A 26,070-nucleotide genomic window follows, 5' to 3' on the forward strand; every position below is an offset into this window, starting at 1 on the left:
TCCCCTTAATGATTACTTATTGCTTTTATAAGCTTTTTCTTTTTACTACCTTTTACACCTTTAATCTTGATCTTAGCGTCTTTGTTAATCTTCTTGAAAGCACCCTTGCCTATTTTCAGGGATTTATTCGCTTTTATGGTAACCTTTTTAAGTTTCTTACAACCTTTAAAGGCATTTTTTCCTATAGAAGTAACATTACTGCCAATCTTCACAGATTTTATTTTCTTATTGTTTTTGCAGGCATTTTTAGCTATAGATGTGACAGGATAAGTTGTACCATCCACTGTAACAACATCCAGAACAGCTTTCTTTTTTGATGCGATTTTTGTTGCGCAGGCATTGCCATTAACATCGATGTCATAAGTTATATCATCAATAGTTACTGTCATAGGCAGCTTACTTACCGCATCTACTTTATCTTTTGTATTAGCATTTTCATCTGCAGGAATATTTTTTGATGTTTCATCATCTGAATCCTCGGTAGGTCTTTTAATTGTGACCACCTCTGAATTAGCATATTTATTCAGATCACATGAAGAAGTTTTTAAAGTAACTTCTTCTACATCCCAATCTATTTTTCTAAACTTTACTTTTTTATTCATACTGGATGTAAAATAATAATCTTTTACATTGGAATATCTTAAAACATGTCCGTATCCATCATCAGCCCAGCTTACTACCCAACATTTTTTTCCATCTTTCTCATCTATTTTAGTTGTGATTCCGGTAGGCTGTGGCATTCTTTCTTTTACAGTTGTCTGGTAACTTGATACAGCATATTCTGAAGTTTTAAGATACTCATCCCTATTAAATGTATTTTTTTCCTCATCACTTCCAACAACATAAAATATGATCTTCCCAAGCTTGTCATACTTATAGAACAAATTCAAATCAGCACTATCTATTGTTTTATTTTTTTTAAGTGTCCCAATAGTACATCGATCAAGACATTTTATTTCCCCATCTTCATTTTCATAGCATACAAAAAAGAAGTAAAATCCATCTGTAACCGTTTTGAAATGATATCTATCATCGATTAATTTTAGATCCTTAACAGGCTGTACTTTCCTTGCTGCTTTCGAATTTATGGATACACATCCAAATAAGACTATCACACACATAAGTGATGTGATAAAGAGTAAAAGATTCCCCAAGATTTTTTTCATTTTCATTTCCCCTAATTTTTCTATTCTGCACTATGGCAGGCTCCCTCATAGTCAATCATTATATCACAAGTCGATTATTATATTCATGAAAAAATTGCCGCGCTATAAACTAATGCGACAGTTTCTCTCACTTATTTTATAATATCGATTTATTTAAAATATCTGTCAAGGAGTCCCTGGAAGCCCTTGCCGTGTCGTTTGGTGTCATGATGGGAGAAACGTGATTTGCAAAAAAAACAATTTGAAGATTATTTCAAAGCTTCGGTAAAAATGCCGGAGCTTTTTGTGCATAATGAGTTGACAAATAATATGTAATATATTACATTGTTTATATAGGTAATATATTACATATTATTAAAAGGAGCTCATATGAACTACGATGAAGTGATGAATATCGAAAAAGTAAATTTTGGAGATATGCCTCCACAGCCTTTTTTGCTGGGATTACTCAGCGCGTTTGATAACAGATATCAGGCTGCAGCTGATGCATATTTCAAGGAAATTACCTGGAAACAGTTCTTTGCCATAATTTGTATCAACCTTTGCAAGGAACCTCCGACACTGAATGAGCTTTCGGAAGTAATGGGCAGCTCTCATCAGAATGTGAAGCAGATTCTGCTGAAGCTTGAGAAAAAAGGCTTTGTCACAACTGTTCCCGATGAAAAAGACAAGCGAAAGCAGCGGATTTTTGTCACAGATAAATGCAGGACTTTTCTGGAACAGAACGATAACAACGGTCAGCAGAGCCAGTACGTCATTGGACGCATTTTTGATGGGATTGATGAAAAGAGCCTGCAGACTGCCATACAAACTATCATGAAAATGGAAAGGAACTTGAGCGAATTATGAAAACACTGATCATTTACACATCACAGACAGGTTTTACCAAGAGATACGCAGAGTGGCTTGCAGAGAGAATGAGCGGAGATCTGCTTGAACTTAAGGATGCGCAGAAGAAGAGTGCAGATTTTTTTGAGAAATATGATGCAATCTGCTACGGCGGTTGGGCAATGGCAGGAAATATTGTAAAATGTAAGTGGTTTCTTGAAAAAGCTGTTAACTGGAAGAACAAGCGCCTGGCTATGTTCTGCGTGGGTGGCAGTCCTAATGACAATCCGGATGTAGAGGTTTTTCTTCAGAATGTTCTTACAGATGAGCAGAAGAAGTATATTAGAGTATTCTATTGTCAGGGAGGCTTTAACTATGAAAAAATGAAGCCCCAATACAAGCTTGCCATGAAGATGTTTGTATCAGTCCTAAAGAACAAGAAAAATGCTACTGAAAAAGAAAAGGGAATGGCCGAGAAATGTGCTTCATCCTACGACATCTCTGATGTAAAGTACATAGAACCTATCGTAGAGTATCTTAACTTGCCGTCTTTTTCTTAATATGGAAATCATACTATGGGGATTGCATTATGGCTGACTTTACATGGTTTAAGGATTCTGTTCCTGACCAGTTACCGGTAAAACAGGTTTATGGAGTAGTATTTTCAGCAGATAACCTGGTTGTCTTGAGGATTGAGGACGGAAAATACAAATTGACCGGTGGAAAGCCTGAAAATGCTGAAACTTTTGAAGAGACATTGAAACGGGAATATATTGAAGAATTAAATATTGAACTGGAAGATATCCATTATCTCGGGTATTTATTGGTGGAGGATAATTCGGATAAGTATGCTCAGGTAAGAATGATAGCGAAGATAAAAGATATTTATGAGAGTCATATTGATCCGGCTACAGGAAAAGTGTATGGGAGAGAGCTGGTAGCTGCTGATAGGGTAAAAGATTACCTTAAGTATTCTGATCGTGCAGGCAATGAAATGATTGATGATGCGGTACAACTTGCACAAGTAAGATATTTTCGTTTTTGAAGATAAGAAACTTTGAGGGATGTTGGTTTAGAAAAACTAAAAAATTATTCTCATAAAGAACTTTGGGTTCTAAAAGATAACCCCAGAGCCATACGTTTTTACGAGAAATATGGATTCAAAAAAGATGGAAGTGAAAAAGATCTCAAAAGTCTTGGTGCAACAGAAATCCAAATGATCTTATAAATAAAAGAATCACCGTGGCCATTGTGACACAGGTGATTCTTTCTATGTGCTCATATAACACCGCTTACCACGGAAAAGCTCTCTCATTTATAAAAAGAAAAATTATCCGAGAAAAAAATTTTTTAAAAATATTTTTAAATCTTTGCAACATTTTTCCTCCCCCGCCTGTATATAAGGTAAAGGCGCAAATAAAACAGCGAAATATAAAAATTAAAAAATGATAAAGAAAAGAGGAAAAAAGGTATGAAAAGAGTGTATTCAAAGGTTATGGGTGTTATTTGTATGGCAGCTACAATTTTCAGTGTAGCAACAAGCAGTGTTAATGTATCTGCAGCAGGTTTCTACAATCCGTCTAAGTCACAGGAACAGAGCAAAACAACTACTCAGAGCAGAACAACTACAGGAAGCAGCACATCAACTGAGAAGAAGTCAACTTCCGGTAATAAGACTTTACTTACAAAGGAAAAGGAGACTGTATCCAAGAGCTCATATCTCACATCGGAGCAGGAATCAATTATGAGCAAACTGGATACCGACTACAATAAGGTTAACTGGGACGTACAGTACTCACCCAAGGATATGGAAGGAATCGTTATTTCTGTAGCTTCTTATAAGCATAGTGACTCTCCTTATCTTTTAATAGGTATTACAAATATTTATGATGAGGATGTAACCTTCTCAGCAAAAGGCTATGCTAAGGGTAAGAGCGGACAGGAAGTTGCTGATATATCTTTCTATGAGGCAGCTATAAGACCCGGCAATACAATAGTACAGTCAGTATATTGTGACAACACACCTACCGGCGAAATCTACTGGGACAGCATTGAACTTCCGAATGTATACGAAACAAGCACATACTGGGAAGGTGACTGGTACCTCTCAACAGATAGTGATGGATACTACAAAGTGGACTATACTGTTAAGTCAGATGACTACATGATGCCCGGATATGTAACAGCGCTTCTTCTTGATTCAACAGGCAACATCATCGATGCAGGATATGATTACAGCACAGATAAGGGCTACACATTATCAGATCGTATTCAGTTCTATGAGAAGGATTACAACAGAAAAGTTGTTGATGTAGCAATGTTTTCAAATCCTTTAATTCAGGATTAAGAAGGCTGATATCTACAGATTGGGAACAAAAAGGAAGAGAAGCTGCAGAAAAAGTAGCTAATTTTTGGGAGGGGTTAAACAACTAAAAAATAATTAGCACTCTACTTGACAGAGTGCTAATTTGGTGTTATACCATATATAGAACAAAGGAACAGAGAAGACCGTTAGGACTTATGAATTCCAATGATCCAAAGAGTGGAATCGCCCCCTCCCGATGGTCGGCGACATATCGGTCGCCACATTAGAAACAGCTTTGCTGAGGTGGCTCCCTCCCTCCGTCCCAATGCTCAAAAATAAATGTTTTTGATGCAAAGGAGGAAAAAACTATGTTAGCACCAAGTATTTTTGAAGAAAATCTATTTGACAATCTTTTTAATTTCCCTGATTTCAGAGAACTGAATAACATGGAGCGTAAGCTCTATGGAAGACATGCCGACAGGCTGATGAAGACTGATGTTAAGGAAGAGGACAATCAGTATGAAGTAAGCATTGACCTTCCTGGTTTTGCCAAAGAGGATATCAGCCTTGAATTAAATGATGGATATCTTACTATCAGCGCTTCAAAGGACATGAACAATGATAAGAGTGATAAGAAGGGCAGACTAATAAGGCAGGAGCGGTACTCAGGATCCATGCAGCGTAGCTTCTATGTTGGAGAGCAGATCACAGAAGATGATGTAAAGGCATCCTTCAAACACGGAGTTCTCACTTTGATGATTCCTAAAAAGGAACAGCCTAAGCTTCCTGAAAAGAAGCATATTCAGATAGCATGAAAAGATAAGGCATCTTCTCATAGATAAACTCCTAAAATCCTCCCGGAATGCATACATTTCCGGGAGGATTTTTTAGGAGTTTATTTATTATGATGTTTAGGGCCCAGCAAGGGAGCCCCTACATAGAGGCCAGACGGTGCTATCGGGAATACCCATAGTGTTGAAATGCAAAAAGCTATTTTTTTATCAAAGTAATTAAAGTATAATGAAAAGATTGAGGGGACAAACATACATCAGGCGATGTCTTAAAAGGAGGAGAAGAAAGAAATGGGGAAATTTTCTAAAATTATTCCTGTGCTCTCACGTATCGTGATGGTCATCGGAATCATCATGGTCTTCATGACCACAAACTTTAAGTCTGAAGCGGCTATTGGAGTGGATGACATAGCGCAAATAGATCAGACTATGACTTCTGTCACTGTTGAGTTACACCCGAATTTGGTAAAAAAAGTAAAAACGATCCGCTACGGTATCTGTGAGATTACCAAAGGTATGGAGACTATTAAAGCAGCTGATGCAGCCAATGCGCAGGCTAATAGTAAGAATGGTATTTCCTGCAAGCTTTCAGGCAATACTTATACTTTCAATAATCTTAAGCCGGGAACGAGTTATTATATATGTTTTGGATATAACGACTACAAACATGATACATTCAGACATATGATAACTACTCTGCCGGATAAGCCAACAGGAGTAAAGGCTTATGCATACAGTACTATAAGTACTACTTTAAAGGTGGATTACAGATCCGGTGTCAACGAATATAAGTATTCACTTTACAACGCCGAGGATGAGCTTGTTGACAAGGGTAGAGTGGGCAATAACACCTATGCGGGTACTGTTGATTTTTATACAAAATATAAGGATTTCCCCAGTGTTAAGAAGCTGGTTCTTACACCTGTAGCTGAAATTAACTTAAAGGATTATTACGGTGAGAGTGTTACCACTTATATTATTGATCAGCCCGATATTGTACGTGGGGCCAAGAAAAGAGCGTGCACACTCAAAAACGGAAAGCTTTCTTTATCCTGGTATAAGGTAGATGGCGCCACAGGCTATGATATTTATATTTCCGAAAACAGAACAAGTGGCTATGAGAAGGCTGCTACCGTTAAGGGTAAAAATGATTCAGTCACCATAAAGAAGTGCCACAAGAAAAAGATAAAGAAAAATAAGACATACTACGTTTCCATCAGACCCAAGTACAAAAAGAACGGTACTACATATACCGCCCATAATATTGTTGTGTGGGAAGTAACTAAAAAAGGGTCCAAAATCTGGCGTAACGACTAATATTGAAAGGGAAACAAATGAAAAACAAAATGAAGAAATATAGTTTAGGCATTCTTGGCGCACTTGCGTGTATTTTATTTTTTATAGCAGGACCGGGAAGGATAGAAGCAAAGGCTGAGTTCCTGCTTTCATATAAGGATTCTGTATTTGAGTACTATGTATATCCGGACAGCAATGCATTTACAATCTCTAAGCTTCGCTCTAATGCTGCTACGATTACTATTCCTAAAACAATTACATACAACGGCAGACAGCTTCATCTCTATGAAGATATGAGCCAGCCTATCGCTTACAATCTTTTTAAGGATAAGAAAAATGTTAAGAAGGTAATATATTCAGAGGGTATAGAGAGGATATATGGTTGTCAGTATGCAGGCAGCGTTCAGACAGTAGTACTTCCAAACTCAACAAAGTATATTGATGCATATGCTTTCTATGACTGTACATCTCTTACAAATATAAATATTCCTGACGGGATTTATTATATTGGAAACTCTGCTTTTTCCGGATCAGGCATCACAACATTAAAGGTTCCTTCTAAAGTGAGAAGAATAATGAGCGGTACCTTTAGCAGATGTAAAAATCTTGATACAGTAGAGATACCTAATGGTGTGACCAAAATCGGTAGTTCTGCCTTTGCTTTTTCAGGTATAAAAAGCATAAGTCTTCCTAAGTCAGTAACAAGTATTGAAGACAGCGCTTTCAGAGATTGTGCAAATCTTGCAACCGTAAAGATATCATCAAAAGTTGAGTATATCGAGCAGCTTGCCTTTATGAACTGCACATCTCTTAAATCATTTTCAATAAAGAGCACTAAGCTTAAGCGTGTGGGTTATGATGCATTTAAGGCTACTCCCAAGAAGGTAAAGTTCTCTCTTCCAAAGAGCAAGAGATCTTCCTATAAGAGTATGCTGAAAAAGGCCGGCGCATCAAAGAAGGCTAAATTCAAGTAATTTCAGAGTTGACTTATTATCGGAAATTTGATAACTTTAATTTTGTGTTACAAATCTAAAAGAAAGCGAGGTAATCAGTATGTTCATAATGACAAAGAGAAATGCAAATGAATACAGTATGATGACCTCGGTTTGTGCTTTCTGATTTTGGATTTTTAAAAGCAGTCTTTTAACCGTGGCTTATTAGTCACGGTTTTTCTTTTTTATCCACACCCCAGGTCTCCATACAATTATTGGTAGGTGTCAGCGAAAATGAAGTGAATACAGATTTTTGCCAGGCGCTTAGAAAAACAAGAATAAAGAATGGAGAGTCGGATAGTCTTGAAAGTGATAATTCGCTTGGAAGTGAGAATGACAAAGTGAATTCTGACAAGGTTATAGGTGTGGCTCTTGTCCGGGAGTTTACGGATGAACCTCTTGGGTATGATTTGCAGCAGTTCATGATTGATAAAAGATATCAGGGAAAAGGCTACGGAACCCGGGCACTTATGCTTATTTTGGATGAGCTGAAGAAGGAGCATCACTATGATCATGTAGAGGTGTGTGTGGACAAGGAAGATGCGCCTGCACTTCGAGTCTATGAAAAGTGCGGGTTTGTCGACTCCGGATTTATAGATGAGGATCTACCTGATTCAGTGAATCTGATCTGCAGGTTTTGATGATCTGATTCTTGAGAATAATGTTAAAAAACTGGATGGAGAGGTTTTGAGCCTACCTCATGAAAATGACACCTTTGATGTTGTTCTGAGCGGACACGTAATTGGCGATTTTTATGAGGAAGAGATTGCTGAGATTACACGTATCACAAAGGATGGCGGATGGCTTGTTATCTGCAACGGAGATGATGAGTTTAAGCGCACCGGACCGGACAGTGAGCTGACATCAAGAGGCTTTGAATGGCTTAGCCATGAGAGCATTGAAGGTGGGATTATTTATAATTACAGGAAACAGGTTAGAAAGGAAGTTTGAATGAACTATTTTGTAGAAGGACTTCAGGGAAGCGGGAAGAGTACACTTGTAAGATGTCTGTCGGAAAAATATCCGGATTATAAAGATATATGCGAAGGTGATTATTCGCCTGTGGAGCTTGCGTGGTGCGCTTATGTTAATAGGGAGACTTATAGCGAGATTCTTGAAAAATATGATGCCATCAGGGATGAGATAAAAGAGAAAAGCTTTGAAGAAGATGATCACATGATTATCTGCTACACGAGAATTCTTACAGACATTCCGGGATTTCATAAGGATCTTGAGAAATATGAAATCTATAATGGGAATCTTGAGCAGGAAGCTTTTAAGGAGATTATTCTAAGAAGGCTTCGCAATTGGAACGGAGATAAGAATATCTTTGAGTGTTCCATTTTTCAAAACATTGTTGAGGATATGATCTTGTTCCAAAAAGCAAGTGATCAACAGATTGTCGATTTTTATAAGGATGTAAGAGATGCGCTTTCCGGAAAAGAGTACAGAATAATGTATCTTCAGAGCGACGACATTTCATCTAATATCGACATAATAAGGAAAGAAAGGTCGGATGATAAAGGCAACGAGATGTGGTTTCCGCTGATGATGGGATATTTTGACAATTCTCCTTATGCAAAGGAAAAGGGAGTGTCGGGCTATGAGAGCCTAATCAATCATTTTGCGCATAGACAGGAGCTGGAGATAAGAATCTGCGAGGAAGTGTTTGATGGGATGTATACGCTTCTGAAGTCGAAGGAGTATCGGCTTTAAGAAACAAAATATGCCTTATAGTGATGGTAAGCTCCTTATAATAGGTAACACCGTTAATAGTGACAGTCATGGGAAGAAGAGACTGGCCATCTGCAGAAGGATTATCAACCCTTGCAGAAGGAGAGTTTTCCTCATCGGAACCGTCTACGGGATCAGGGTCTTTTTCAGGATCTTTATCCTTTTCTGATTTATCAATGTGGTCCACGAAGAGGTATCGGTGGATTGTTGACTCTTGCAAAAAGTAATCGTAGCGTGCACCTGAGTCAGGTTTGCCATCCTTGTTATCGTCTAGTGCTACTTTTCCAATCTGATATTTTGATTTAGTATCCGCATTATAATAGAATTTGCGGTTTGTTTTAGCGGGACCGTCCACATACTTCAGATTCTTGCAATTTCCAAGGAAACTGCCCCTTAAAACTTTTCCCCTCGGGCAATCATTATAACATTCTTTGACCCAAAATGTATTCAAATTGTTTTTTGATATATATAAACGTGATATTTTGCGCATACTTCTTGCTATATATGGTACTCAGAATTACAATTTTAAAGTAACTGATGTTTTTTGGAGGATATGGAAAATGGAATATAAATTATCAGAAATAGAAAATAAGCGTATATGGGGAAGATGTTCTTCATTAGATGATTGTACGGCATTGTTCTGGACCGGAAGCGGAATAGAAGTAAATGTAAAGGCCGGATATTTGTATGCAGATATAGAGGCTACTTTTGGAACGCTTGAGTTGTGGCTGGATGTTTTTATTGATGATGCGCGAATAATGCATTTCCCCTTGATGGAGGGCAGGCACAGATATCAGATAATGCGCGGCTTTGATAAGGCTCATGCTACTAATGTCAGGATCGCGAGAAGCACTCAGTCCATGATGGAGGAGTGTGCCTCTGTGATCAAAATATTCTCTTTTGACACTGACGGGGAGTTCCTTCCGGTGACGAAGAGAAAGTACAACCTTGAATTTGTGGGTGACAGCATTACATCAGGCGAGGGTGCGTTTGCTCTTACGCGTGAAGAATGGATTCCCACGGTGTTTGACAGTGTAAACACCTATGCATATATGACTGCAAAAATGCTTGATGCGAATTACAGCATTCTAAGTCAGAGCGGACAGGGCCTGTTTGCTTCCTGGGATGGTAGTACCGAGTGCTCACTTCCGAAGGTATATCCCTATGTATGTGCTGCGCAGATAGCTGAAGATGCCAAAAAGCTGGGATGCATGGATAGTTGGAACTTTACAGATAATGAGAAGGATGCCGTTATCATCAACCTCGGCACGAATGACAGTAGTGCAATGAAGCTGGACAAATGGAGCGAAGATGAATTCCTGCAGAATTTTAGAACCTGCGGAATCGATTTCCTTAAAGCTGTAAGGAAAAATAATCCTAAATCCAAGATCATCTGGGCATATGGAATGCTGGGAAATGATATGGAAGAGTATGTATCTGAGATCATAGATACATTTAATGCAGAAAATGATGATAACGTTGTATATCTACATCTCCCGGATTGTACAGGTATTCACGTAAGTGCAAGGCTTCATCCGGATCCGGAAGGACATCGTATAGCGGCAGAAGTACTTTCGGACTGCCTTGGAAAACTATTGCCCCAGACATAAGAATATAGGAAGAGCAAAGATTGGTTAAGGTTACGTTAATCACCATGGCCAGCATAATTGTGACCTACCTTCTTTTCTGGGGACTGTCCGATATTTTGGAAAAGAATATTTCGGAACCTGCCAGAAAAATAGCAGATAACATGAATCTGGTAAGCTCTGGGAATCTTGATGTGCAGATGGAGGTGTTTCATGGGAAAAATCAGCAAAGCCATCGAAAAGAAAAAGAAAGAGCTCATGTGGCTTAAGATAAAACTTGGAATTAAGGTAGGAGCGATAGTTCTTGCTCCTGTTATTATTGGCATAATTATCCATATCATAAAGAAAAAGGCAAAAAAGCGCGTAAAGAGTAAGATCAAGGAGACTATTAGAAGTCATGCTACGCCAAAGCATGAAGAAGATAAAGAACTTGAGCTTTATGATGATACGATAGATTAAATTTTTGGAATGATGTTTTATCATTTTGGAAGGAGAGAAGAAGTGATAAAAAGAGGATTATCTTTGATGATCATAGGAGCTGCAATAGTCTTTTCTGGCTGTGCAAATACACCTGCAGGAAATGCTAATGAAGCAGAGCCAAAGGCTGAAGAGCAGGTAACAGCAGAAAGTACAGAAGATGTAGCTGAAGGCAGTGCTGAGAAAGAAGAAGTACCTGTGGAAGAATCCACCGAAGCTGACACAGAGCTTTCCGAGGATATGGTAAGTGATTCTGATACTGAAAGCGAAGAAAACGGCGACGCAATCATAGAAGATAGTAGTGCTACTGAAGAAGCTGGGGCAGTTGGAGGACCGGAAGAAGGAAAATATGACAGAACCTATCTGGAAGAAGAAAATGGTACCTATGTCTACAGAATGTCAGATACTGCCCTTATCCAAAAGTATGACGAGCTTTATGAAGGAGCTTTTGACAAGATAGTTGAGTCATATAATGAAGTGATGAAGTGGCAGAACCAGAGCTTTAATGCAAATGGGAAATATACCGCAGGAAGCCTTGTTCTTAAAGATAAGGACGATACGGCTGTCATGAATACCGGCTCATATTATGAAATGGATTATAACTTTAACCTCGAAAACGTGGGCTATACCTATGTTGATCTTAACAGCGATGGTAATTTCGAAATCATCTTTGGCGTTGTTAGCGATGCTGATGCAGAATGGATTCCCGAGGACTACTTTGAAAGGGCATATGCTCTTATAGATGGTAAGCTTTTACAAATATGTGATGGCGGAAGCAGGGATCTACACTGGCTTGGATCAGATGGATATATCTATGAAACAGGAAGCGGAGGTGCTGCCAATTGGGGAACCGACAGGCTACATTATGATCCTTCGAATATCGAGATACATGAAGAATATGGATGGGGATCCAATGCCTTTATATCTGATGAGTTCCTTGGATATTGGGAAGAACCGGTACATATAAAAGATTCATACACTGACATCGATGAAGCTTCACGCATTAGTGAAAGTCAGATTACTGAGGATGAATTTGAAAGATTAAATAATGAATGGGATGCAAGGAAGATTAAAATTGATTGGCTTAGGTTCTCTGATTACATGCAAAAGGAATCTCTTGGATAAAAAACATACTCATTTTCGTATAGAAAGTGAGTCTTATGCTTCTGTCATTAAGACAGGATCCAGAATCCAGCGTGTATGACAGCGTATCGAAGATCTTCGATAGACAAAAGGCCGGTAGATTGACTTGATGAATCAAGTGTAGTCTACCGGTCTTCTCATCTCAAGCTAGGGTTTGAACTGTAACTATCTTTCAGTAACAGCTGTTTTTGGTACTTTTGCTGATATAAATCCAAGACTAAGATATCTTAAAATATTGATACGGGGAAAGGAACACCTTTACCCACACATAAGAAAACAACAGAGGCCAGGTGGTGCCGAGACGTTCCAGAGCTCAGCATTGTCTGGCCTCGCCTATTAATGAATTAGGAAACGAACAATACGCTTTCAAAAAGCGACAAAATAGTCTATCATTTTATGTAACAGTTGGAAGGAGTTCCACATGAAAAAGATGAATAAAAAGGGGGTTATTGCAACCACTGTCAGTGTGGCAAGCATGCTGCTAAGCGCGGCTTGTGGCTATGGCCCACCGGTAGAGGAAAATTTCACAAACAGTAATAATGGCGCATCTGTAGAACAGGATGATCCTAAGAATAATGCTAATACATTAGATTCTATGGATTATACTGATGATACATATCCCGATCCTGAGCCGGAAGATGTATATGGCCCGCCGGTAGCTGACTGATTGCAATAATATACTTTAAGGAAACAATAATGAATAAGAACAAAATGAAATTATCTCATCTTGATCTTCAGGCAGACGTTCGGAACAAGTTTTTTGAAAAGCCCATTCTTAAGCAGCTTTTCTTTGAACTTACGCTAAGTTGTAACGAACATTGCTGGCACTGCGGTTCAAGATGTGGTGATGTGCGCTCTGAGGAGATGGCTCCGCAGGAATGGAAAGATATTTTAGTTCAGATAAAAGAAGATTTTAAAGGCTCTCTACCTCAAATTAATGTTACAGGAGGAGAGCCACTTTTGTACCCTGATTTTGAAGAGGTTATGAGCTATGCTCATTCATTGGGCTTTAAATGGGGGATGACTTCTAATGCAATTCTTATAACACCTGAGGTTGCAAAAATGCTTCAGAGATGCGGAATGAACACCATCTCGATAAGTATTGACGGATTACCTGAGACACACGACAGGATAAGAGGGCTACAGGGCGGCTATAAAAGAGCAATGGAAGGGATTCAGAACCTTATTGACCTCCAATGCTTTGACAGTATTATGGTGACAACTGTTGTTAACCACGAGACTATATCAGAATTAGATGCTCTCTATGAGATAATGCGCGATATTTATATCGACAGCTGGCGCATTATGGGCATTGAGCCTATTGGGCGAGCGCTTGAACATCCTGAGCTTCTTCTTACTGATAACGATCAGCGATATATTATGGATTTTATCCGTAGCAAAAGAGCTGACAATGAACCGGTTACCTATGGCTGTTGCCATTACCTTGGCCTCGAATATGAAAGAGAAGTGAGAGATTGGTACTTCTTCTGTATGGCCGGAGTTACGGTTGCCAGTATCACAGTAACCGGAGATGTTTACGGCTGTCTCGATATCGACAGGGAACAGCCCGGGATTATTCAAGGCAATATTCATGACAGGAGATTTTCTGATATCTGGAAAAATGAATTCAAGGCTTTTCGCCGTGACAGAGCTGACGACAACGAGAAATGTGCTACTTGCGAAAGTCGCAAGTACTGCATGGGAGGAGCATTTCACACCTGGGATTTCACCAATAAAAAGCAGCGTCTTTGCCTGATTGATAGCCTGGTAGCCCATTGATTGGCAAAACTCTTCTGAACGAAATGAAAACTCGGGGAATTTTTTAAATGAGAGAGATAACTATCGATACAGATGTCGCGCGTGATTAATCGGCTTGAAGCATATTTTCATGAGTGTTATCTTGAAAAGAGTAGAATAATTTGAATAGGAGACACATATCATGTATTACGTACCAGATGAAACCACAATTGCAGGCTTTTATGAATGCAGTGAATGTGCAAACAGATTTTTATCCACAAAAGTAGGACCGAGTATAGTATGCCCGTACTGCGGTAAACAGCCCGATATGGAAATAGGCCCCGACGAGGAAATGCCCATAGTAAAAGAAACAGCTAAGCTAATTCAGGTTGTCGAGGGAAAAGAAGAGGTTGAGCGAATTGATGCACTTTTATCTCTGGCTGTAACAGGCGGAGACTACAATTGGATATGAAAGAAATCATCAGAGTACATTTAAATTTTAAAGGATACGTGCAGGGAGTTGGATTTAGATACACTGCATATCATACAGCAACCATGTACGGGCTGACAGGCTGGGTTAAAAATGAGTGGAATGGCTCAGTAACTGTGGAGGTCCAGGGAGACAGTGACACAATCGAACTGTTCATAGAAAAGGTAAAAAGTGGACGATACATAGATGTGCTGGATATGACAAAAGCTACGATACCGCTGGAGGATGAGAGTACTTTTCAAATAAGGTATTAGCTGGAGCAATTTCACGTGAGCTTAAGATAAAAAAATACGCAATATTACACCCTATTGGGTATATTCTAGTATATAAATGCACGCTATATCGTTAATACGTTACTAGCAAAGGCTAGTGCACACTTTTTGCTTATTATTATACATGTAAAAGTAACCGCATAATGTCTGGTTTTTTTAGTTTTTGCAAAGCCTGATTTTATGCGGTTTCTTATATTTTTAGGCAAAGCAAACATAGAACTGACTGTATTTTTGCAAGACTAATCGGTCACTTCTCACGGATTATTAAAAACTATGCACTTAGTCCTGCAGATTGATCTCTGTTATAATTTTATTGCTTTATTTTTTTATCAAGGACAGTGAATGCATAATACCGGAAGGCATAGATTCATGTGCATCAGGTCTGGAAAGTCAAATTTACCTCTTTATCAAAAATAAAAAAAGGTGTTGCAATTTTTTTTATATGGGTGTATTATCTGTTTCAAGCAAAGGGGCTGTGCATAGATGCATGGCCCTATTTTGTTTTAAAAATAATATCGAAAAGCGAGGCGAGGACGTTTCATAATTCATGAAATTTCCTCGCCTTTAATTTTTTAATGGCGAGGATGTCAATAAAGGATATCCTCGCCATCGGCATTAATGGGGATGGTGATGGTATGGAAGTCAGATATTTACCTGCAGGCGATGAAGCAATGGTCATCGAGTTTGGGAAAACGATAGATGATGAAGTAAATAACAAGGTTATTTCCATGGCTGCATCAATAAAAGATAAGAGAATAAGGGGAGTACGAGAAATACTTCCAACGTACAGAAGCCTGATGGTTTTTTACAATCCCCAAAAGATCTCCTACATAAGACTTGTAAGCATAGTGAAAAGTATTGACTATGAACAAAAAAGTAATGCAGCGGAAGATAATAAGACACTTATCGTTCCGTGCTGCTACGACGACCTTTATGGACCTGACCTTTCACAAATGTCTGAGGAATTGAATATTCCGAAGGAGGAGATAGTAAGTATCCACTCAGGTATGAAATACAAAATATTCATGCTTGGATTCCTCCCTGGCTTTGTTTATCTGGGAGGTCTTGATAAAAGGATAAACATTCCAAGATTGAAAACTCCGAGGACAAAAATTCCCGCAAGGTCTGTTGGGATAGGAGGTTCACAGACAGGTGTTTATCCGGTGGATTCGCCCGGAGGCTGGAGACTTATAGGAAGTACACCGCTTGATTTTTATGACATAAAAAGAGAAAAACCTATCCTTTGCGAAGCAGGAGAATACATAAGATTTAAGCCTGTTTCAAGAGAGGAATATGATGATATCAGAAGAGAAATTGAACTTCATCATTACAGGATGGAATATGAAGAATAAATCAGGACAGATGGCGGGAGGAGATGAGGTTATGAGTATAAAGATACTAAATCCCGGAGCAATGACAACTGTACAGGACGAGGGCAGATTTGGATATATGGATTCCGGAATCAGTGAATCCGGTGCCATGGATAAGAATTCATATAGAAAAGCAAATTATCTGGTAGGAAATAAAAAGGGCGAGGCTGCGTTGGAAATCACACTCATGGGACCGGAAGTGCTTTTTGATAAAGATACAGTGTTTGGTTATATGGGTGCCGAGATGGACGCTACGCTGGATGGCGAAAAAGTCTCAAGAGGAAAAGCCTATCTGGCAAAAAGTGGACAGTCATTAAAATTCGGATTTGCAAAAAACGGTATAAGAGCTTACCTGGCATTTGCAGGAGGTGTTGACGTTCCGATAGTTTTGGGAAGCAGATCCACAAATATAAAGTGCGAGATAGGTGGATATAAAGGAAGAAAGCTTCAGGCCGGAGACATACTTGATACAGGAGATGTCAGATATTCATCACATAAGATAAGACGAGTATTAAAAAGAAAAGCTACTCCTCAGAAATACAATTCAGAGATTGAGGTGAGAGTGATACTTGGACCACAGGATGATTATTTTACCGAAAACGGAATGATAGATTTTTTTAATACCTCCTATAAGGTATCTACTGACATTGACAGGATGGGAATAAGACTTGACGGAAAAGCAATAGAGGCGAATGCATCAACGGACATCGTATCAGATGGAATAACCTTTGGATCAATTCAGGTCACATCATCCGGAATGCCAATAATCCTGATGGCAGATCATCAGACTACCGGAGGGTATGCAAAAATAGCAACTGTGGTTAGTGAAGACTTGCAGTTCCTGGCACAGGCAAGGCCCGGGGACATTATCAGATTTAAGCAGGTAGATATAGCGGATGTTCAGAAATGGAATTTTTTAGATTTACTGACAAGTATATATGAAGCAAATCCAAGGCTGGAGATGATTTATTATCCGGAGGCAATTCATGCAAGATGAAAAGATTCAGTTATCTACAAATAAATACGCGGCTGTTGCACCGGCAGAAGTAAGACAGCTCATAAGAGAAGGCACAATTACAGGTCAGACAAGTGGCATGTGCGAAGGGTATGCACAGGCAAATCTTATTTCTCTTCCAAAGAAATATACCTACGATTTTCTGCTATTTGCCATGAGAAATCCCAAAGCCTGTCCTATACTCGAAGTTCTTGAGGCAGGAGAAGTACTGATAAGAGAGGTGGCTAACGGAGCAGATATCAGGCGTGATATTCCCAAGTACAGAGTTTTTGAAAATGGAGTTCTTACAGGGGAATACACAGATGTGAAGAAGTACTGGAGAGATGATCTGGTTAGCTTCCTTATAGGCTGTAGTTTTTCGTTTGAAGAGGAATTGCTGAAAGCTGGAATTCCGGTAAGGCATATCGAAATGGGCTGTAACGTTCCTATGTATCTGACAAATATTAACTGTAAAAAAGCAGGAATTTTCAGCGGCTCAATGGTTGTAAGCATGAGGCCAATACCGTATGAACTTGTTACAAAGGCGGTCCTTGTAACCGGAGAGATGCCCAAGGTTCACGGAGCACCGGTACATATAGGTGATCCTAAGGCAATAGGAATTGAGGACATAAACAAACCTGATTTTGGGGATTCAGTAGAGATAAGAGATGGAGAAATCCCGGTGTTCTGGCCCTGTGGTGTTACTCCTCAGGCTGTGGTAATGAATTCCAAGCCTGATTTTTGCATAACGCATTCACCCGGGCACATGTTTATTACTGATGTAAAGAATGTGAGATTAAAATACTGAAAATTGGGAGGCTGGTTATGAAGGTTGATTTAAATGCCGATCTTGGTGAAAGCTTTGGAAATTATAAATGCGGAATGGATGAGGATGTTATCAAATATATATCTTCAGCAAATGTTGCCTGCGGTTTTCATGCGTCTGACCCTATTGTCATGGATAAAACCGTAAGCATGGCAAAGGAGTACAAGGTGAGCATCGGAGCACATCCGGGATTCCCGGATCTTGTAGGATTCGGAAGAAGAAGGATGGCTGTATCTCCCAGAGAGCTTAAAGCAATGGTTCAGTATCAGATCGGTGCCCTGTATGCTTTCTGTAAATCACATGATGTGGAGCTTTCACATGTAAAGCCGCACGGTGCTATGTACAACATGGCAGCAAAGGACAAGAAGCTTGCAATAGCCATTGCTGAGGGAATAAGTGAGGTTGATAAGGACCTGATCTTACTCGGACTTTCCGGAAGTCTCATGATAGAAGCAGCAAGGGAAACAGGTCTTAAGGTTGCCAGCGAGGTATTTGCCGACAGGGCATATAACGATGACGGAACACTTGTAGACAGAAGTCTTAGCGGGGCAGTGATTACAGACGATAATGTGGCAATAAGCCGCGTGATAGACATGGTAAAAACCGGCACGGTCAAGACAATCACAGGTGGCAGGGTTCACGTTCAGGCCGATTCCATTTGCCTTCATGGAGATGGGGTAAAAGCCGTTGAATTTGCAAGAAAAATACACGAAGCACTCATTCGTGAGCATGTGGAGGTGACCTCTATCAGGGATGTGATAGAGGAACATCGTATCGCAGTTTAAAAGACTTTTGATCGAATATATTTTGAGGAGACCGGATATGAAAAGTGTTAGTGAGAACGAAACAATTGAAGACATTATTCTCAGGCACTCCAATAGAGGTATGTCAGATATCAGATTTTATCTGTCTGAAGATTACTGTACAAAGGCAGCGAGAGAGATTTTGTCCTGGGAAAAGGGATATGTGTTTCTGACAACCGGGTTTTATGTTGCGGGATATGCTGAAACAGATGGACCGGTAGGAACAGTGGCGCTGGCACATGCACTGGTAAAGCTTGGCTATACACCGGTGATAATAACGGACGAGTATTGCAGAGGCTTTTTTGATAATGAAAATATCAGGATCATCTATATAGATATTATGGCAGGTGAAGACAAAATCGATGAGATTGTGAAGAAATATAAGCCCAAAGGAATGATATCTGTTGAGAGATGCGGGCGTAATAAATTTGGATACTACGCAAATATGAGAGGTGAAGACATCAGTGAACACACAGCTCCGATAGATGAGATGTTCATCAGATACCAGGGAATCGTTCCCACTATAGGAGTTGGTGATGGAGGAAATGAGATCGGCATGGGAAAAATAGCAGGAGTAATTTCCAGAAAGCTTTCCCTTGAGCCCTGTGTGATTCCTGCTGACATTTCTGTTATCGCTTCCGTTTCAAACTGGGGAGCATACGGAATAGTTACTGCGTTGGGAAAGCTTAGCGGAATAGAGCTTGTACCAAAATATGAATGGGTCAGATCCTTCATAAAAAAGACAGTTTCCATCGGAAGCATCGATGGAGTTACCAAGGACAGGAGCGTCAGTGTTGATGGAAAAAATATGAGTATTGAATATGAGATTCTGGATGCTTTGCATACTGAGGAATCTGTTCCTATTTAGAAACAGTTCCATAAATATAGAGGAGGCGATTATAAATGAAAACGTTAGGTTACTACAATGGAAAGTATGACGAACTGGATAAGATGACTATTCCGTTCAACGACAGAGTATGCTTTTTCGGTGATGGAGTGTATGATGCCGGACCTTCAAGGAACTACTATCTTTTTGCAATTGATGAGCATATTGACAGATTCTTTAATTCGGCTGCGCTGCTGGATATTGAGATACCTTGCTCGAAAAGTGAGTTAAAGGATCTTCTTCAGTCATTGGTATTGAAGATGGATACAGGTGGGAATTTCGTGTATTTTGCCTGCACAAGAGGAACAGGTATAAGAAGCCATACATATGATAAGGGACCGGGAAATTTATGGGTCATGATAAAGCCGGAAGTGCTTAATGACTGTCAAAAGCCTATCAAGTGTGTGACTGCAGAGGATAAGAGATTCTATTACTGCAACTGTAAAACCCTGAACCTTCTGCCGTCGGTGTTATATGCGGAAAAGGCATATAAAGCCGGAGTTGATGAGACAATCCTCTATAGAAAGGATGGTCGAATAACAGAATGTGCTCACTGTAACTGCCACATAATAAAAGACGGAATAGTTTATACAGCTCCTACAGATGAACTTATTCTTCCCGGTATTGCCAGAGCGCATCTGGTCAGAATGTGTAAAATGCTGGGCATTGGTGTAAGTGAAACACCTTATTACCTGAAAGACCTGTGGGATGCAGATGAGATTATAGTTACTTCATCCTCAAATGTTTGTATGTATGTTGATGAACTGGATGGAAAGCCTGTCGGAGGTAAGGACAGAGAGACATTATTTAGACTAAGGGATGCTTTATATCAGGAGATAATCGAAGCTACTGATATAAAAAGAAATGTCAGAAAGTGTGGATGATATGCAGAAATATGTAATCACTATAGCAAGAGGCTTCGGAAGTGGAGGAAAGGAAATCGGAGTCAAGCTGGGACAGCGACTTGGCATCCCCTGCTACGAACAGGAAATATTGAAAATGGCTTCCGAGAGCAGCGGAATAAGCGAGGCACTTTTCAATCTGGCTGATGAAAAGGTAAATAAAAGCCCCATACTGAGAGGCGTTCCCTTTAACTATGTGGCTGAGCCCTCTGACAAGCGGTTTACGTCGGATATCAATCTTTTCAATATCCAGAGCGAGATTATAAGGGAGATGGCAAAAAACACCTCATTCATAGTTGTTGGAAAATGTGCAGATTTCGTATTAAAAGACTACTGTAATGTTGCCAGCTTTTATATAGAAGCACCAAGAGAGGATTGTGTTGCATCCATCACAAAAAAGCTTGGAGTTACCGAGGAGGAGGCCCACAGACTTATATCAAAGACCGATAAATACAGGGCTGATTATTATAAATATTACACAAAGGGGAATTACTGGACTAATCCGGTTAACTACGACATGACATTAAACAGTGCAAGGGTTGGCAGAGACAGATGTGTTGATGTTATAGAGAATTATGTAAAAGTGAAATTTGGTTTACAGCAGCCAGCGTAGATCAGTTCACATAGATTAATGCATATTCGGGTAATTACGGATACGCAAACAACATAATAGGAGGAGAATATTATGAAAAGAATGAGAAAAGGTATCGCGCTATTATCAACAGTTGCTATGTGTGGAGCAATGATTGCCGGCTGTGGTGAGACCGTTAAGGATGAAAGCACACCGCTTGCAAGCACTGCAGAAGTCGAGGGGGATTTTGATGGAACAATTTCTATTGCCGGAATTGCTCCACTTACCGGAAGCTTTGCCAGCTGGGGAAAAGGAGCTATCAACGGATATAACCTGGCGATCAAGCAGATAAATGAAGCCGGTGGTGTAAAGCTTGACGGAAAAAGCTATAAGCTGGAGTCAGCGGTATTTGCAGATGATAAGTCCGATGCTACTGAAGCAGCAAGTGCATATAACAACTGTGCATCATATGATATCAGTGCAGTGATCGGCTCCTGCTCATCAAGCTGCACAATGTCCTTTATAGAATCAGCTCAGGACAGCGGAATGCTTGTTATCACTCCATATTCAACAAACGCTGCGATATGTAAGACAGGTGATTATATTTTCAGAGAATGCTTCTCAGATGCAAACCAGGGACCTACACTTGCAAAGCTGGCAACAGAGGAGTTTAAAGCCAAGAATGTGGCAATCGTAGTAGCGGAGGACTCGGATTACTGTGCAGGACTTGCAGAACAGATGGAAGGTTATCTTGATACTTTAGGTGATGTAACTTACGAGCATTACGGTTGTGTTGAAACAGATACGGACTACACAGCACAGATATCAAAGGCTATTGAGCAAGGTGCAGAAGCAATCATTTATCCTAACAACTACGATACAGTTCCGAACTTCATACAGCAGGCGCGTGATGCAGGATTTGACGGACCGATCATGGGCGGTGATGCATGGGACGGAACAGACACCGCAGGATATGAAGATAAGTTTGCAAATACTTACTATCTGGCTCACGTAGATCTTTCAGCTGATACAGATGAGGTAAAGAATTTTGTAAGTGATTACAAGGCAGAATACGGAAGTGAAGATGGACTTAATGCAGTTGCTTCTCTTTATTACGACTCAGTAAAAATGCTTGTTAAGGCTATGGAGGAAGCCGGAAGTGATGATCCTTCAGTTGTTAAGGATGCACTTTTGAAGATCAGTTACGATAGCATGGGCGGTACCATTACCTATGATGAGAATGGTGATGCAGTTAAGCCATTCACAATTGAAACCTTTGATAATGGTGCACTTACATATTACGGAAGTTTCTAATAGCGACTTAAAGCTTTGCAACGAAGCAACAGATTTCAGTCAGAGAGCTCTTTATGAGCTCTCTGTTTTTAAAAATATAAGAAATGGAGATGAGAGCAGATGACTAAATTGATTCAGAGTTTGATGTATGGATTAAACCTTGGTTCCATATATGCGTTAACAGCTCTCGGCTATACCATGGTTTACGGAATCATCAGAATGATAAATTTTGCGCATGGTGATTTTATCATGGTTGGCGGATTTACATTATTTTATGTAATACCGGTTATGAGCTATTTTGGGCTTCCGCTGTGGTTTGCGGTTGTGGCTGCTATCGGCGTATGCATATTGGTGGGAGTTCTCACAGAACAGATCGCATATAAGCCGGTAAGAGGGCAGGGACCAACAACGGCACTTATCACTGCTTTGGGAATGAGCCTTGTTTTGGAAAACGGTGCACTGGTCGTATTTGGATCCGCACCAAGAAATGTACCTCCCATGTTTAATCTTCCGACTATCAATTTCCTTGGAGCAGGGATTCCGGGACAGACAATCCTTACATTGATCATAGGCCTGGTGGTTATGGGGGTTCTTACATTATTTATCAGATATACAAAGCTTGGAAAAGCCATGAGAGCTGTACCTGAAGATAAGGTTGCATCGACACTGGTTGGAATAAATGTAAACAAGATTATTACAACTACCTTTGCAATTGGCGCAGGGCTTGCAGCTATAGCATCCATGATGTACACAACCTCTTATGTCAGCATAAAAAATGAGCTTGGCATATCCCTTGGCTTAAAGGCATTTGTAGCCGCTGTACTTGGAGGAATCGGCAGTATCCCGGGAGCTATGATAGGCGGGCTTTTACTTGGAATAGTAGAGATTCTGGTTAAGGTATATATGCTTCCCGGAACCTATGAGGCAGTAACCTATCTTATTCTGATATTCGTGCTTCTGGTTAAGCCTACAGGCCTTCTTGGAAAAGTAATAAGTGAGAAAGTTTAATGAAAGGAAGTGGGGAAATGCCTAAATTAGTAAAGAAAAAATATCTGATTAGCTTTTTGGCGGTTGGAATCGTATTTTTACTGCTATGCCTTCTGTTTGATACCGGAATTCTTGGGAGGAAGGCAGCATATTTCAACGGACTTCTTATCGTTGGAATGTTTTACACGATTATAGTATGCTCCTTGAATTTGCTTACAGGATATATGGGAGAATTTTCTCTTGGACATGCAGGCTTTATGTCGATTGGAGCTTATACATCTGCTATTGCTACTACGCTTATTTCTGATTATGTGACACTTCCTAAACCGGTGGTCTATCTTTTGGCAATAGTTATCGGTGGACTGACAGCAGCAATAGTAGGAGTTCTGGTTGGAATTCCCGCACTGAGGCTTAGTGGCGATTATCTCTGTATCGTAACGGTGGCTGTGGCGGAGATTGTAAGAGTAGTACTGAGTAATTTTGGAATTCCTGCAATTACGGGGAAGGCTACCTTTGGAAAATCATTTTCAGGAATTACCAAGGCTTCGGATTACCATTATGTGTTCATAACAATGGTTCTCAGCATAGTACTGATGTATTGCTACATCCGCTCAAGATATGGCAGAGCTCTGATCGCCATAAGAGAAGACAGAATTGCAGCTTCTGCGTCAGGTATAAATGTAACAGCTGTGAAAGTGCTTACCTTTACAATATCTGCTGCATTTGCAGGAGTGGCTGGCGCAATCTATGCACATTACATTACAATCCTGGTTCCTACTTATTTTGATTTCTCAAAATCATCAGAGCTTCTGGCGATAGTTATTCTGGGAGGAAGTGGTTCCATGACAGGATCAATAATTGCAGCACCGATCCTTTCAGCACTTCCGCAGTTAATATCTTACATAGTTCCGGCTTTTGCCAGCTACAGAATGCTGATTTACGCAGTGGTACTGGTAGTGGTTATGATCTTTAAGCCGACAGGATTATGTGGTGGAAAGGAATTTAGTCTGGCGAAATATTTCCTGAAGAAAGATTCCCAAACAGAGGATTCGGAAATGGAGATTATCCATTCTGCTCAGGATGCCAATACATGATGAAATGAGGTGCATTGTATGACAGGTGAAACTGTACTTGAAACTAAGAGCTTAGGTATTCAGTTTGGAGGTCTTAAGGCTGTAAATGACGTGAATATCTATATAAATAAAGGAGAACTCGTCGGACTGATAGGGCCGAATGGAGCAGGAAAAACAACAATTTTTAATCTGATCACAGGTATCTATACACCGACATCCGGTAGCTACAGCCTTCTCGGAAAGCGTATGAATGGTCTGAAGACGCATCAGGTTGTAAATGCCGGAATAGCACGTACTTTTCAGAATATCCGCCTCTTCAAGAAGATGTCAGTTCTGGATAACGTAAAGGTGGCTTTCAACAAGAACATGAAAGCTAATTTATTTCAGTCATTGTTCAGAACACCCTATTTCTGGAAGGAAGAAGAGGAAATAACCGAAAAGGCCATGGAGCTTTTGAAGCTGTTCCATTTAGAGCAGTTTGCAGATCAGGCTGCAGAGAATCTTCCCTATGGGAAACAGCGTCTCCTGGAGATTGCCAGAGCACTTGCTACTGATATGAAGCTGCTTCTTCTGGATGAACCTGCCGCTGGAATGAACCCGGTTGAGACTGCTGAACTCAAGGAATCCATAAAGATGTTACGCGAAAAATTCGGGATTCCAATCCTTCTTATTGAGCACGATATGAGTCTTGTTATGAGTATTTGCGAGAGGATATATGTCCTTAATTTCGGTGAGATACTGGCTCATGGTACACCCGAAGAGATATCCACTAACAAGCAGGTAATCGAGGCTTATTTGGGAAGTGAAGACGAAGATAAAGGCGGTGAGCAATATGCTTAAGGTTGAGAATCTAAATGTCCATTATGGCGTAATTCATGCGATAAATGATGTGAGTATTGAAGTAAACGATGGAGAAATTGTAACGCTTATTGGTGCAAATGGTGCCGGAAAAACGACTATTTTACAGACTATAACAGGACTAAAGAAAGCAACAAGCGGACTGGTAACTTTTGATAATATTGATCTGTTGAAGGAAGAACCGAGTAAAATTGTAACTCATGGAATAGCGCATGTGCCGGAAGGCAGGCATGTCTTCGTGGATATGACAGTAAGAGAAAACATAGAGATGGGAGCGTACATGTTTTCCCGTAAGGATAAAGCTCAGATAGAAGAGCAGATGGAAAATGTGTTTGAGAAGTTCCCAAGATTAAAAGAGAGACAGTCACAGCTTGCAGGAACCCTGTCCGGAGGAGAGCAGCAGATGCTGGCGGTTGGCAGGGCACTTATGTCAAATCCCAAGATTATTCTTATGGACGAGCCTTCCATGGGACTTTCACCTCTACTAGTGCAGGAAATATTCGGAATCATTAAGGAAGTTAATGCACAGGGAATAACAGTACTTCTTGTTGAACAGAATGCAAAGATGGCGCTGAAGGTTGCAAACAGGGCTTATGTACTTGAAACAGGAAAAATAAAGCTTTCGGGAGATGCTAAGGAACTTCTGAAAAATGATGAGGTAAAGAAAGCTTATCTTGGAGCGTAATAAGC

33 protein-coding genes are annotated in these 26,070 nt (G+C 40.0%); 31 read left to right on the forward strand and 2 right to left on the reverse strand.

Annotated elements, in window-relative coordinates; all coding sequences use genetic code 11:
* Positions 1 to 5: 5 nt before the first annotated feature.
* Positions 6 to 1,166 carry a leucine-rich repeat protein gene (locus ACHCNF_RS17420; RefSeq protein ID WP_408072323.1) on the reverse strand — a complete coding sequence of 387 codons (1,161 nt, stop codon included), beginning with the start codon at positions 1,164 to 1,166 and terminating at the stop codon, positions 6 to 8.
* Between the two features lie 369 nt (positions 1,167 to 1,535).
* On the opposite strand from ACHCNF_RS17420, the gene ACHCNF_RS17425 reads away from it, so the two are divergent.
* From ACHCNF_RS17425 to ACHCNF_RS17475, 11 genes are all read left to right on the forward strand, one after another.
* Positions 1,536 to 2,015, forward strand: coding sequence for a MarR family winged helix-turn-helix transcriptional regulator (locus ACHCNF_RS17425; protein ID WP_408072324.1), 480 nt, complete (start codon positions 1,536 to 1,538; stop codon positions 2,013 to 2,015).
* On the forward strand, positions 2,012 to 2,554 hold the full coding sequence (locus ACHCNF_RS17430; protein WP_408072325.1) for a flavodoxin domain-containing protein: 543 nt from the start codon (positions 2,012 to 2,014) through the stop codon (positions 2,552 to 2,554). The genes ACHCNF_RS17425 and ACHCNF_RS17430 overlap by 4 nt, the downstream gene beginning before the upstream one ends.
* 29 nt (positions 2,555 to 2,583) lie before the next feature.
* Positions 2,584 to 3,039: an NUDIX domain-containing protein gene (locus ACHCNF_RS17435; protein WP_408072326.1), complete on the forward strand. Its 456-nt coding sequence runs from the start codon at positions 2,584 to 2,586 to the stop codon at positions 3,037 to 3,039.
* A gap of 12 nt (positions 3,040 to 3,051) precedes the next feature.
* Positions 3,052 to 3,222 carry a GNAT family N-acetyltransferase gene (locus ACHCNF_RS17440; protein ID WP_408072327.1) on the forward strand — a complete coding sequence of 57 codons (171 nt, stop codon included), beginning with the start codon at positions 3,052 to 3,054 and terminating at the stop codon, positions 3,220 to 3,222.
* A gap of 243 nt (positions 3,223 to 3,465) precedes the next feature.
* Positions 3,466 to 4,341 carry a hypothetical protein gene (locus ACHCNF_RS17445; protein WP_408072328.1) on the forward strand — a complete coding sequence of 292 codons (876 nt, stop codon included), beginning with the start codon at positions 3,466 to 3,468 and terminating at the stop codon, positions 4,339 to 4,341.
* 326 nt (positions 4,342 to 4,667) lie between these two features.
* A complete protein-coding gene (locus tag ACHCNF_RS17450; RefSeq protein WP_408072329.1) occupies positions 4,668 to 5,114 on the forward strand; it encodes an Hsp20/alpha crystallin family protein in 447 nt (148 codons plus the stop codon).
* A gap of 267 nt (positions 5,115 to 5,381) precedes the next feature.
* On the forward strand, positions 5,382 to 6,407 hold the full coding sequence (locus ACHCNF_RS17455; RefSeq protein WP_408072330.1) for a hypothetical protein: 1,026 nt from the start codon (positions 5,382 to 5,384) through the stop codon (positions 6,405 to 6,407).
* 17 nt (positions 6,408 to 6,424) lie between these two features.
* Positions 6,425 to 7,360 carry a leucine-rich repeat domain-containing protein gene (locus ACHCNF_RS17460; RefSeq protein ID WP_408072331.1) on the forward strand — a complete coding sequence of 312 codons (936 nt, stop codon included), beginning with the start codon at positions 6,425 to 6,427 and terminating at the stop codon, positions 7,358 to 7,360.
* Positions 7,361 to 7,617: 257 nt separating this feature from the next.
* Entirely contained in the window at positions 7,618 to 8,019 is a 402-nt protein-coding gene (locus ACHCNF_RS17465) for a GNAT family N-acetyltransferase (RefSeq protein ID WP_408072332.1), read from the forward strand.
* A gap of 31 nt (positions 8,020 to 8,050) precedes the next feature.
* Positions 8,051 to 8,329: a methyltransferase domain-containing protein gene (locus ACHCNF_RS17470; RefSeq protein ID WP_408072660.1), complete on the forward strand. Its 279-nt coding sequence runs from the start codon at positions 8,051 to 8,053 to the stop codon at positions 8,327 to 8,329.
* Complete coding sequence (locus ACHCNF_RS17475) at positions 8,330 to 9,094, forward strand: P-loop NTPase family protein (RefSeq protein WP_408072333.1); 765 nt, start codon at positions 8,330 to 8,332, stop codon at positions 9,092 to 9,094. It abuts the gene before it with no gap.
* Here the strand turns inward: ACHCNF_RS17475 and ACHCNF_RS17480 are convergent.
* Positions 8,994 to 9,602 (reverse strand): hypothetical protein, encoded by a 609-nt coding sequence (locus tag ACHCNF_RS17480; RefSeq protein WP_408072334.1) that lies wholly within the window; start codon positions 9,600 to 9,602, stop codon positions 8,994 to 8,996. The genes ACHCNF_RS17475 and ACHCNF_RS17480 overlap by 101 nt on opposite strands.
* Positions 9,603 to 9,672: 70 nt before the next feature.
* Here ACHCNF_RS17480 and ACHCNF_RS17485 point away from each other — a divergent pair, with 70 nt between their 5' ends.
* The 20 genes from ACHCNF_RS17485 (at position 9,673) to ACHCNF_RS17580 (ending at position 26,065) form a co-directional block, all read left to right on the forward strand.
* Positions 9,673 to 10,722 carry an SGNH/GDSL hydrolase family protein gene (locus tag ACHCNF_RS17485; protein WP_408072335.1) on the forward strand — a complete coding sequence of 350 codons (1,050 nt, stop codon included), beginning with the start codon at positions 9,673 to 9,675 and terminating at the stop codon, positions 10,720 to 10,722.
* 20 nt (positions 10,723 to 10,742) lie between these two features.
* On the forward strand, positions 10,743 to 10,967 hold the full coding sequence (locus tag ACHCNF_RS17490) for a hypothetical protein (protein ID WP_408072336.1): 225 nt from the start codon (positions 10,743 to 10,745) through the stop codon (positions 10,965 to 10,967).
* Positions 10,912 to 11,157 (forward strand): hypothetical protein, encoded by a 246-nt coding sequence (locus ACHCNF_RS17495; protein WP_408072337.1) that lies wholly within the window; start codon positions 10,912 to 10,914, stop codon positions 11,155 to 11,157. The genes ACHCNF_RS17490 and ACHCNF_RS17495 overlap by 56 nt, the downstream gene beginning before the upstream one ends.
* Positions 11,158 to 11,199: 42 nt before the next feature.
* Positions 11,200 to 12,300, forward strand: a complete 1,101-nt coding sequence (locus ACHCNF_RS17500) for a hypothetical protein (RefSeq protein ID WP_408072338.1) — start codon at positions 11,200 to 11,202, stop codon at positions 12,298 to 12,300.
* 439 nt (positions 12,301 to 12,739) lie between these two features.
* Positions 12,740 to 12,985 (forward strand): hypothetical protein, encoded by a 246-nt coding sequence (locus tag ACHCNF_RS17505; protein ID WP_408072339.1) that lies wholly within the window; start codon positions 12,740 to 12,742, stop codon positions 12,983 to 12,985.
* Positions 12,986 to 13,014: 29 nt separating this feature from the next.
* Entirely contained in the window at positions 13,015 to 14,097 is a 1,083-nt protein-coding gene (locus tag ACHCNF_RS17510; RefSeq protein ID WP_408072340.1) for a radical SAM protein, read from the forward strand.
* Positions 14,098 to 14,257: 160 nt separating this feature from the next.
* Positions 14,258 to 14,527, forward strand: a complete 270-nt coding sequence (locus ACHCNF_RS17515; RefSeq protein ID WP_408072341.1) for a hypothetical protein — start codon at positions 14,258 to 14,260, stop codon at positions 14,525 to 14,527.
* Positions 14,524 to 14,799: an acylphosphatase gene (locus tag ACHCNF_RS17520; RefSeq protein WP_408072661.1), complete on the forward strand. Its 276-nt coding sequence runs from the start codon at positions 14,524 to 14,526 to the stop codon at positions 14,797 to 14,799. Before ACHCNF_RS17515 ends, ACHCNF_RS17520 begins: the two co-directional genes overlap by 4 nt.
* Before the next feature lie 602 nt (positions 14,800 to 15,401).
* Positions 15,402 to 16,169: a 5-oxoprolinase subunit PxpB gene (gene pxpB / locus ACHCNF_RS17525; RefSeq protein WP_408072342.1), complete on the forward strand. Its 768-nt coding sequence runs from the start codon at positions 15,402 to 15,404 to the stop codon at positions 16,167 to 16,169.
* Positions 16,111 to 17,184 carry a 5-oxoprolinase subunit C family protein gene (locus ACHCNF_RS17530; RefSeq protein WP_408072343.1) on the forward strand — a complete coding sequence of 358 codons (1,074 nt, stop codon included), beginning with the start codon at positions 16,111 to 16,113 and terminating at the stop codon, positions 17,182 to 17,184. The genes pxpB and ACHCNF_RS17530 overlap by 59 nt, the downstream gene beginning before the upstream one ends.
* Positions 17,174 to 17,989, forward strand: a complete 816-nt coding sequence (locus ACHCNF_RS17535) for a putative hydro-lyase (RefSeq protein ID WP_408072344.1) — start codon at positions 17,174 to 17,176, stop codon at positions 17,987 to 17,989. The genes ACHCNF_RS17530 and ACHCNF_RS17535 overlap by 11 nt, the downstream gene beginning before the upstream one ends.
* Before the next feature lie 17 nt (positions 17,990 to 18,006).
* Positions 18,007 to 18,792 carry a LamB/YcsF family protein gene (locus ACHCNF_RS17540; RefSeq protein WP_408072345.1) on the forward strand — a complete coding sequence of 262 codons (786 nt, stop codon included), beginning with the start codon at positions 18,007 to 18,009 and terminating at the stop codon, positions 18,790 to 18,792.
* A gap of 37 nt (positions 18,793 to 18,829) precedes the next feature.
* Complete coding sequence (locus tag ACHCNF_RS17545) at positions 18,830 to 19,678, forward strand: DUF4392 domain-containing protein (RefSeq protein WP_408072346.1); 849 nt, start codon at positions 18,830 to 18,832, stop codon at positions 19,676 to 19,678.
* A gap of 35 nt (positions 19,679 to 19,713) precedes the next feature.
* The gene (locus tag ACHCNF_RS17550; protein WP_408072347.1) at positions 19,714 to 20,580 is read left to right on the forward strand and encodes an aminotransferase class IV; all 867 of its coding nucleotides are present in this window, start codon (positions 19,714 to 19,716) and stop codon (positions 20,578 to 20,580) included.
* A gap of 1 nt (position 20,581) precedes the next feature.
* Positions 20,582 to 21,211, forward strand: coding sequence for a cytidylate kinase-like family protein (locus tag ACHCNF_RS17555; protein ID WP_408072348.1), 630 nt, complete (start codon positions 20,582 to 20,584; stop codon positions 21,209 to 21,211).
* Positions 21,212 to 21,283: 72 nt separating this feature from the next.
* Positions 21,284 to 22,483: an ABC transporter substrate-binding protein gene (locus ACHCNF_RS17560; RefSeq protein WP_408072349.1), complete on the forward strand. Its 1,200-nt coding sequence runs from the start codon at positions 21,284 to 21,286 to the stop codon at positions 22,481 to 22,483.
* A gap of 99 nt (positions 22,484 to 22,582) precedes the next feature.
* Complete coding sequence (locus ACHCNF_RS17565; protein ID WP_408072350.1) at positions 22,583 to 23,470, forward strand: branched-chain amino acid ABC transporter permease; 888 nt, start codon at positions 22,583 to 22,585, stop codon at positions 23,468 to 23,470.
* 17 nt (positions 23,471 to 23,487) lie between these two features.
* Positions 23,488 to 24,543 (forward strand): branched-chain amino acid ABC transporter permease, encoded by a 1,056-nt coding sequence (locus tag ACHCNF_RS17570; RefSeq protein ID WP_408072351.1) that lies wholly within the window; start codon positions 23,488 to 23,490, stop codon positions 24,541 to 24,543.
* A gap of 18 nt (positions 24,544 to 24,561) precedes the next feature.
* On the forward strand, positions 24,562 to 25,362 hold the full coding sequence (locus tag ACHCNF_RS17575; protein ID WP_408072352.1) for an ABC transporter ATP-binding protein: 801 nt from the start codon (positions 24,562 to 24,564) through the stop codon (positions 25,360 to 25,362).
* Positions 25,355 to 26,065: an ABC transporter ATP-binding protein gene (locus tag ACHCNF_RS17580; protein ID WP_408072353.1), complete on the forward strand. Its 711-nt coding sequence runs from the start codon at positions 25,355 to 25,357 to the stop codon at positions 26,063 to 26,065. The genes ACHCNF_RS17575 and ACHCNF_RS17580 overlap by 8 nt, the downstream gene beginning before the upstream one ends.
* Positions 26,066 to 26,070: the final 5 nt, after the last annotated feature.

The organism is Butyrivibrio sp. NATIVEDY162 (genome assembly GCF_045999815.1).
Classification (GTDB): domain Bacteria; phylum Bacillota; class Clostridia; order Lachnospirales; family Lachnospiraceae; genus Butyrivibrio.

Coding starts and splice junctions, on each gene's coding strand:
- ACHCNF_RS17445 (WP_408072328.1), top strand. CDS start 3,466: ATGAAAAGAGTGTATTCAAAGGTTATGGGTGTTATTTGTATGGCAGCT.
- ACHCNF_RS17565 (WP_408072350.1), top strand. CDS start 22,583: ATGACTAAATTGATTCAGAGTTTGATGTATGGATTAAACCTTGGTTCC.
- ACHCNF_RS17540 (WP_408072345.1), top strand. CDS start 18,007: ATGAAGGTTGATTTAAATGCCGATCTTGGTGAAAGCTTTGGAAATTAT.
- ACHCNF_RS17425 (WP_408072324.1), top strand. CDS start 1,536: ATGAACTACGATGAAGTGATGAATATCGAAAAAGTAAATTTTGGAGAT.
- ACHCNF_RS17455 (WP_408072330.1), top strand. CDS start 5,382: ATGGGGAAATTTTCTAAAATTATTCCTGTGCTCTCACGTATCGTGATG.
- ACHCNF_RS17580 (WP_408072353.1), top strand. CDS start 25,355: ATGCTTAAGGTTGAGAATCTAAATGTCCATTATGGCGTAATTCATGCG.
- ACHCNF_RS17545 (WP_408072346.1), top strand. CDS start 18,830: ATGAAAAGTGTTAGTGAGAACGAAACAATTGAAGACATTATTCTCAGG.
- ACHCNF_RS17520 (WP_408072661.1), top strand. CDS start 14,524: ATGAAAGAAATCATCAGAGTACATTTAAATTTTAAAGGATACGTGCAG.
- ACHCNF_RS17570 (WP_408072351.1), top strand. CDS start 23,488: ATGCCTAAATTAGTAAAGAAAAAATATCTGATTAGCTTTTTGGCGGTT.
- ACHCNF_RS17535 (WP_408072344.1), top strand. CDS start 17,174: ATGCAAGATGAAAAGATTCAGTTATCTACAAATAAATACGCGGCTGTT.
- ACHCNF_RS17435 (WP_408072326.1), top strand. CDS start 2,584: ATGGCTGACTTTACATGGTTTAAGGATTCTGTTCCTGACCAGTTACCG.
- ACHCNF_RS17420 (WP_408072323.1), bottom strand. CDS start 1,166: ATGAAAAAAATCTTGGGGAATCTTTTACTCTTTATCACATCACTTATG.
- ACHCNF_RS17575 (WP_408072352.1), top strand. CDS start 24,562: ATGACAGGTGAAACTGTACTTGAAACTAAGAGCTTAGGTATTCAGTTT.
- ACHCNF_RS17560 (WP_408072349.1), top strand. CDS start 21,284: ATGAAAAGAATGAGAAAAGGTATCGCGCTATTATCAACAGTTGCTATG.
- ACHCNF_RS17475 (WP_408072333.1), top strand. CDS start 8,330: ATGAACTATTTTGTAGAAGGACTTCAGGGAAGCGGGAAGAGTACACTT.
- ACHCNF_RS17515 (WP_408072341.1), top strand. CDS start 14,258: ATGTATTACGTACCAGATGAAACCACAATTGCAGGCTTTTATGAATGC.
- pxpB (WP_408072342.1), top strand. CDS start 15,402: ATGTCAATAAAGGATATCCTCGCCATCGGCATTAATGGGGATGGTGAT.
- ACHCNF_RS17460 (WP_408072331.1), top strand. CDS start 6,425: ATGAAAAACAAAATGAAGAAATATAGTTTAGGCATTCTTGGCGCACTT.
- ACHCNF_RS17480 (WP_408072334.1), bottom strand. CDS start 9,602: ATGCGCAAAATATCACGTTTATATATATCAAAAAACAATTTGAATACA.
- ACHCNF_RS17530 (WP_408072343.1), top strand. CDS start 16,111: ATGATGATATCAGAAGAGAAATTGAACTTCATCATTACAGGATGGAAT.
- ACHCNF_RS17485 (WP_408072335.1), top strand. CDS start 9,673: ATGGAATATAAATTATCAGAAATAGAAAATAAGCGTATATGGGGAAGA.
- ACHCNF_RS17495 (WP_408072337.1), top strand. CDS start 10,912: ATGGGAAAAATCAGCAAAGCCATCGAAAAGAAAAAGAAAGAGCTCATG.
- ACHCNF_RS17550 (WP_408072347.1), top strand. CDS start 19,714: ATGAAAACGTTAGGTTACTACAATGGAAAGTATGACGAACTGGATAAG.
- ACHCNF_RS17510 (WP_408072340.1), top strand. CDS start 13,015: ATGAATAAGAACAAAATGAAATTATCTCATCTTGATCTTCAGGCAGAC.
- ACHCNF_RS17450 (WP_408072329.1), top strand. CDS start 4,668: ATGTTAGCACCAAGTATTTTTGAAGAAAATCTATTTGACAATCTTTTT.
- ACHCNF_RS17430 (WP_408072325.1), top strand. CDS start 2,012: ATGAAAACACTGATCATTTACACATCACAGACAGGTTTTACCAAGAGA.
- ACHCNF_RS17555 (WP_408072348.1), top strand. CDS start 20,582: ATGCAGAAATATGTAATCACTATAGCAAGAGGCTTCGGAAGTGGAGGA.
- ACHCNF_RS17505 (WP_408072339.1), top strand. CDS start 12,740: ATGAAAAAGATGAATAAAAAGGGGGTTATTGCAACCACTGTCAGTGTG.